This is a genomic window from Pseudomonas emilianonis, from assembly GCF_023072625.1.
GTDB lineage: Bacteria > Pseudomonadota > Gammaproteobacteria > Pseudomonadales > Pseudomonadaceae > Aquipseudomonas > Aquipseudomonas paraveronii.
The window spans coordinates 1-3474 of the sequence record NZ_JAKNRV010000464.1 but is presented as its reverse complement, the minus strand read 5'-3'; the positions used below and the strand labels follow the sequence as shown (position 1 = coordinate 3474).

Here is a 3474-nt window from a genome sequence, read left to right as displayed (position 1 = left end):
GGCGCCCAGGCCCAGGTCCTGGAAAGCCACGTTGTCGGTGTCATAGGGGGCAATCTGCACGTTCTCGAACGGGTACTGCAGTTGGGTGTCTTCGGCGCCTTCGATCACCAGGTTTTTGTTCAGGTAGCTCTCGTAGCTGGAGGCGCTGGTGAGGCCGACTTTCTTGCCGCTCAGGTCCTTGGCGCCGTGGATGCGCTCATCCTTGGCATTGACCACGATCACCGCAGGCGAGGCGTAGTACTCCACCGGGAAGTCGAACACTTCAGCGCGGGCCTTGCTTGGGGTCATCGAGCAGATGCAAATGTCGTAACGCCCGCTCCAGCGACCGGCGGCGATCACGTCCCAGGAAGGGGTCTCCAGGCGCAGTTTCACGCCGAGTTTTTGCGCGACGGCCTTGGCCACGTCGACGTCGAAACCGTCGAGCTGGTTCTGCTCGTTGAGGAACGAGAAGGGTGGGTAGCTTTCCATCAGCACACCGACCAGTTCGTGGTTTTTCTCAACCCGGTCCAGGGTTGCACCGCCGAAGGCTTGGGTGGAGGCAGCCAGCATGGTCAGGCCCAGGGCCAGTAGCGGTTTTAGTTTCAAGAGAGACACCCGAATCAAAAAGAAGTTGTTATGGAGCGAATTTACCGTATTAAATAGTTATAAGGGCGACTCTCATAGTGAGTTATTTTCATAAGCTTATGAGTAAAAAGTATATGGCCGCAGCACGCACAGTAATTCTCGATGGTGGCATGGGCCGCGAACTGCAACGCCGAGGCGCGCCGTTCCGGCAGCCGGAGTGGTCAGCGCTGGCATTGAGTGAAGCACCGCAGGCGGTGGAGGCGGTACACGCGGCTTACATCCAGAGCGGCGCCAACGTGATCACCAGCAACAGCTACGCCGTTGTACCGTTTCATATTGGCGAAGCGCGGTTTGCTGCCGAGGGCCAGGCCCTGGCGGCGTTGGCCGGTGAATTGGCGCGGCGTGCGGTGCTAGCATCCGGCCAAGCGGTACGTGTGGCAGGTTCCCTGCCGCCACTGTTCGGTTCTTATCGGCCCGACCTGTTTGAAGCCGATCGGGTCAGCGAGCTGCTGACGCCCCTGGTGACTGGCCTGGCGCCTTATGTTGACCTGTGGCTGGCGGAAACCCAGAGTTCGATTGTCGAGGCGCGGGCCATCCATGCCGGTCTGCCGGCGGACGGCAAACCGTTCTGGCTGTCGTTTACCCTGAAGGACGAAGACACCGACGAGGTGCCGCGCCTGCGTTCCGGCGAGCCGGTGGCAGAGGCGGCCGAAGCGGCTGCGCAACTGGGGGTGCAGGTGCTGTTGTTCAACTGCAGCCAGCCGGAAGTGATTGGCGCGGCGATTGACGCGGCACGCCAGACCTTCGAGCGCCTGGGGGTGGCGATCCAGATTGGTGCCTACGCCAACGCCTTCCCGCCGCAGCCCAAGGAGGCCACGGCCAACGACGGCCTCGACCCGTTGCGCGAAGACCTTGACCCGCCGGGCTACCTGCAATGGGCGGCCGATTGGCAGAAGCGCGGCGCCAGCCATTTGGGCGGTTGCTGCGGGATCGGGCCGGAGCATATTGCGGTGCTGGCCAAGCAGCTTGTCGACTGACACCCGGTGCGGATGGCACTGACGACCGAGTGTGGGAGGGAGCTTGCCTCCGATAGCCATGGGTATCTACACATTTTTATTGGTAGTTCGACGGACCTGTGGCGAGGGAGCTTGCTCCCGTGGCGGCCTGTGGGCCGACCCTTTATTCGGGTTGGAATGAGTACATATCCATTATTCAGGTAACGTCCGCTATGGGTTCCGCCCTTACGGCGGCTCACTTTTGAAAAGCGCAAAAGTAAGCAAAACGCTCTTGCCCCACCACTCGGTGCCTCGCCTAGGTTCGGCCAGCGTGGTTAACGGGGCGCCTAAGATCAAAATCAAAAACAGAGCAAAAGCAAAGCAACCGCTCGCGATACGACTGGGGTTGTCAGCGCCATCGGATGTGTAGATACCTATGCCGCGTTAGCGGTAGACCAGTCGAAAATCAATCTCGACTGACCCACCGCCTCGCGGGCAAGCCCGCTCCCATATTCTGCTGCTGCGCGGTCTGTGGGGTTTAGGCGCGGCACTCCGCCAGGCTTTTCAATTGCCCCGAACCTGCCTGGTTGGCCTCCGACAGCCATTGCTCAAACCCCGCCCCGATCGACGGCCATTCCGAGTCCAGCATCGAATACCACGCCGTGTCCCGGTTCTGCCCCTTGACCACCATGTGCTGGCGGAACACCCCTTCAAAACTGAACCCCAGCCGCTCGGCGGCATATTTGGAGCGGGCATTGCCGTTGTTGCACTTCCACTCCAGCCGGCGGTAGCCCAGCTCGAAAGCATGTTTGGCCAATAGATAAACGGCTTCGGTGCTTTTCGGCGAGCGCTGCATCGGCGCGCCGAAGGTGACGTGGCCGATTTCGATGCGCCCGTGGGTCGGGACGATGGACATCAGGCTGAGGATGCCCTGCACATCGCCGCTGGCGCGGTCGATCACGCTGAAGAAATACGGCTCGTTGTGCTGGGCATGGTTGTTGAGCCAGGCATCGAACGCGGCGCGGTCGCTGAACGGGCCATACGGCAAATAGTCCCACAGCTTGGGGTCGGCGCCGGGGCCTTCGAGGGCGTGCCACAGACCGTCGGCGTGGCGCGCCGGGTCGAGTTTTTCCAGGCGAATGAAACGCCCTTCGAGCAGTTGTACCGTGGGCGCCGGGACGCCTTGCCAGTCGGCGAGAGAGGTGGACATGCTGCGCTCCTTAAAGACCTTTGCGAAATTGGATGAAACCTGGGCGTTCGGCAATGCGTTCGTACAGTTGGATCGCGGTGGCATTGGTCTCGTGGGTCAGCCAATGGACCTTGCAGCAGCCGTCGGCTTTGGCCGTGGCGTAGACGAATTCGATCAATGTGCGGCCAACCCCGGTGCCGCGCTGGGCCGGGTCCACCAATAGGTCTTGCAGGTAGCAGGAGTTTTCAATGCTCCAGTTGGAGCGGTGGTAGATGAAGTTGACCATGCCCACCGCTTTGCCGTCTTGCCAGGCGAGCGCGGAATGGGTCGGCTCACGGGCGTCGAGCAGGCGTTGCCAGGTGCTCTGGCTGACGGCGTCCGGCAGTTCGGTGTTGTAGAACTGCAAATACGCGTGCCACAGCGGCAGCCAGGCGGCGTGGTCGGCGGCGGTGACCGGGCGGATGTCGATCGGGCTCATTCTGGGGTTCCTTGAGGAATAAAACGGGCGAGGGTCTGGTCGCGCACGTCAAGGCTGGTGGCCAGCCCTTCGCGCACGCCCTGGATGTCGGCGGCACTGCGGTTCTGGCTGAGTTTGCGTGTGCCGATCAGGCGTTCGATGGGCAAGGCGAAACCGACGATGGCCTTGAGCATGCCTTCAATGTAGTCGGCCGGCGCGTCGCTGACTTTCCAGGGCTGGGCGCGGCGGCCTTCGTGGCGGTCGGTGAG

5 protein-coding genes are annotated in these 3474 nt (G+C 61.8%); 1 reads left to right on the top strand and 4 read right to left on the bottom strand.

The features are described from left to right. A partial coding sequence (locus L9Z73_RS27600) for a transporter substrate-binding domain-containing protein (protein WP_247407836.1) occupies nucleotides 1-585 on the bottom strand: 585 nt, incomplete at its 3' end. Nucleotides 586-698: 113 nt separating this feature from the next. Between L9Z73_RS27600 and L9Z73_RS27595 the strand changes: the two genes are divergently transcribed. Continuing rightward, on the top strand, nucleotides 699-1601 hold the full coding sequence (locus L9Z73_RS27595) for a homocysteine S-methyltransferase family protein (protein WP_247407833.1): 903 nt from the start codon (nucleotides 699-701) through the stop codon (nucleotides 1599-1601). A 496-nt stretch (nucleotides 1602-2097) separates the two neighbouring features. On the opposite strand, the gene L9Z73_RS27590 is transcribed toward L9Z73_RS27595, so the two are convergent. The 3 genes from L9Z73_RS27590 to L9Z73_RS27580 form a co-directional block, all read right to left on the bottom strand. Continuing rightward, nucleotides 2098-2769 (bottom strand): GNAT family N-acetyltransferase, encoded by a 672-nt coding sequence (locus tag L9Z73_RS27590; RefSeq protein WP_247407832.1) that lies wholly within the window; start codon nucleotides 2767-2769, stop codon nucleotides 2098-2100. Between the two features lie 10 nt (nucleotides 2770-2779). Further along, on the bottom strand, nucleotides 2780-3226 hold the full coding sequence (locus L9Z73_RS27585) for a GNAT family N-acetyltransferase (RefSeq protein WP_247407830.1): 447 nt from the start codon (nucleotides 3224-3226) through the stop codon (nucleotides 2780-2782). Then, nucleotides 3223-3474, bottom strand: a 252-nt coding sequence (locus L9Z73_RS27580) for an FMN-binding negative transcriptional regulator (protein WP_247407828.1), incomplete at its 5' end; no start/stop codon positions are given. The genes L9Z73_RS27585 and L9Z73_RS27580, both read right to left, overlap by 4 nt.

Coding starts and splice junctions, on each gene's coding strand:
- L9Z73_RS27595 (WP_247407833.1), top strand. CDS start 699: ATGGCCGCAGCACGCACAGTAATTCTCGATGGTGGCATGGGCCGCGAA.
- L9Z73_RS27590 (WP_247407832.1), bottom strand. CDS start 2,769: ATGTCCACCTCTCTCGCCGACTGGCAAGGCGTCCCGGCGCCCACGGTA.
- L9Z73_RS27585 (WP_247407830.1), bottom strand. CDS start 3,226: ATGAGCCCGATCGACATCCGCCCGGTCACCGCCGCCGACCACGCCGCC.